At 75.3% G+C, this 1,885-nt stretch carries 2 protein-coding genes; one reads left to right on the top strand and one right to left on the bottom strand.

Features of this window, described 5'->3' with window-relative positions; genetic code table 11:
* The first annotated feature begins 33 nt into the window (after window positions 1-33).
* On the top strand, window positions 34-1,113 hold the full coding sequence (locus HYE82_RS36215; RefSeq protein WP_179178466.1) for a Zn-dependent alcohol dehydrogenase: 1,080 nt from the start codon (window positions 34-36) through the stop codon (window positions 1,111-1,113).
* A gap of 30 nt (window positions 1,114-1,143) precedes the next feature.
* Here HYE82_RS36215 and HYE82_RS36220 read toward each other — a convergent pair whose 3' ends face one another.
* Complete coding sequence (locus HYE82_RS36220; protein WP_179178467.1) at window positions 1,144-1,803, bottom strand: TetR/AcrR family transcriptional regulator; 660 nt, start codon at window positions 1,801-1,803, stop codon at window positions 1,144-1,146.
* Window positions 1,804-1,885: the final 82 nt, after the last annotated feature.

Genomic DNA, 1,885 nt, shown 5'->3' on the forward strand with positions numbered 1-1,885 from the left:
CCCCCGCCCCGAGCCCGAGAGACGGAATCGACCATGGTCCGCGCCGCCATCCTGCCCGCCGTAGGAGCCCCGCTGGAGATACGGGAGATCGTGCTGCCCGATCCCGGCCCGGGCCAGGTCCGGCTGAGGCTCGCCGCAGCAGGGGTCTGCCACTCCGACCTCTCCCTCACCAACGGCACCATGCGGGTACCCGTCCCCGCCGTCCTCGGCCACGAGGGCGCGGGCACGGTCCTCGCCGTGGGCGAGGGGGTCACCCATGTCGCCCCGGGCGACGACGTGGTGCTCAACTGGTCCCCGTCCTGCGGGGAGTGCCACCACTGCTCGATCGGCGAGGTCTGGCTCTGCGCGAAGGCCCTCACCGGGGTCGGGGCCGTCTATGCCCAGGACGCCTCGGGCACGCCGCTGCACCCGGGGCTCAACGTGGCCGCGTTCGCCGAGGAGACCGTCGTCGCGGCCAACTGCGTGCTGCCCGCGCCCGCCGGGATCCCGCTCGCCGAGGCCGCCCTGCTCGGCTGCGCGGTGCTCACCGGATACGGCGCCGTCCACCACAGCGCCCGGGTGCGGGCCGGCGAGTCCGTCGCCGTCTTCGGTGTCGGCGGGGTCGGCCTCGCCGCCCTGCAGGCCGCGCGGATCGCCGGGGCGGGCCCGGTCGTGGCCGTCGACGTCTCCCCGGCCAAGGAGGAACTGGCCCGCGCAGCCGGTGCCACCGCGTTCGTCCTCGCCTCCGACGCCACCGCCAAGGAGATCCGCGGGCTCACAGGCGGGCAGGGCGCGGACGTCGCCGTGGAGTGCGTCGGCCGGGCGGAGTCCATCCGCGCGGCCTGGGAGTCCACCCGCCGCGGCGGCCGCACCACCGTCGTCGGCATCGGCGGCAAGGAGCAGCAGGTCGCCTTCCACGCCCTGGAGATATTCCACTTCGCCCGCACCCTGGCCGGCTGCGTCTACGGGAACAGCGACCCGGCCCGCGACCTGCCGGTGCTGGCCGAGCACGTCCGCGCCGGCCGCCTGGACCTGGGCTCGATGGTCACCGACCGGATCACCCTCGACGGCATCCCCGGCGCCTTCGACGCGATGCTGGCCGGCAAGGGCGGCCGCTCTCTCGTCGTCTTCTAGACCGCCGGCGTGTTCCGGCCCGGCCGCGCGTCAGTCGTCCTGTCGCGCGGCCAGGGCCTCGAACTGCAGGGCCAGGCCGTCCAGCAGGGCGGTCAGGCCCGTTTCGAACGCGCCCTCGTCCACCTCGCGCTGCCGCTCGGCCAGGAGGTGGGCCCGGCTCAGGTGCGGGTAGTCCGCCGGGTCGTACGCGGCCTCGTCGTCCACGAAACCCCGGGCGAAGGACCCCACCGCCGAGCCCAGGATGAAGTACCGCATCAGCGCGCCGATCCGCGTCGCCTGCGCGGGCGGCCACCCGGCCGCCGTCATGGCCCCGAACACCGCGTCCGCCAGCCGCAGCCCCGCCGGGCGCCGCCCGGGGCCGCGCGCCAGCACGGGCACGATGTTGGGGTGGTCGGCCAGCGCGTCCCGGTACGAGTGCGCCCACGCGCGCAGTGCCTCCCGCCAGTCCGGGCGGGCCCCGGCCCGGCCCTCGAACATCGACAGGTCGACCCGTGCGCTCACCGCGTCCGCCACCGCGTCCAGGATCTCGTCCTTGGTGCGGAAGTGGTTGTACAGGGAGGGTCCGCTGACGCCGAGTGCGGCCGCCAGCCGCCGCGTGGAGACCGCCTCCAGCCCCTCCGCGTCCACCAGTTCGCCCGCCGCCTCGACGATGCGTTCTCGGCTGAGCAGGGGCTTGCGCGGTCTGGCCATGCGCCACATGGTAGGCCTGCCGGCGCTTCGACTACCGCTGCTAGTTGAAGTCGGGCTCGCGGCCTGCCGCGCTCCCGTGCTT

This window comes from Streptomyces sp. BR123, assembly GCF_013401435.1.
GTDB lineage: Bacteria > Actinomycetota > Actinomycetes > Streptomycetales > Streptomycetaceae > Streptomyces.